This window comes from Ideonella sp. FW305-24, assembly GCF_058788035.1.
Window position 1 is genome coordinate 1 of record NZ_JBYTAI010000037.1, and the last position, 323, is coordinate 323.

Sequence of the window (323 nt, forward strand, 5' to 3'; positions counted from 1 at the left end):
CATCGCTGGGCGCCCGCTTCCTGAAGTGCGGCGTCAGCCGCATGCCTCAGGCCGAGCTGACTTGGCCGGACGCTTACGGCGCGGCAGCCACGCCGCACGGCCAGCTGGTGTTCTTCGCCGAGTTCCTGGCCGCCACGGGTATGTTTGAGCGCTGGGTGTCGGACTGCCCGTTGTCGTACCGAAGCGGCAACGTGCCGGACAAGCGGTAAGCGGTCAATGAACCGCGTCCTTGCCCCTGCGGCAATGGCGAGGCAGGCGCCGCTCAGTCTGCGGTCAGGTCGATGCGCCAGGGCAGCAGCATCGCGTAGTCGTCGGCCGTCCTG

At 68.4% G+C, this 323-nt stretch carries 1 protein-coding gene; it reads left to right on the top strand.

Annotation, left to right across the window (positions count from 1 at the left end; all coding sequences use genetic code 11):
- On the top strand, positions 1-209 hold a 209-nt coding region (locus AC3WR5_RS33340), incomplete at its 5' end, for a hypothetical protein (protein WP_492490089.1).
- Between the last annotated feature and the right edge of the window lie 114 nt (positions 210-323).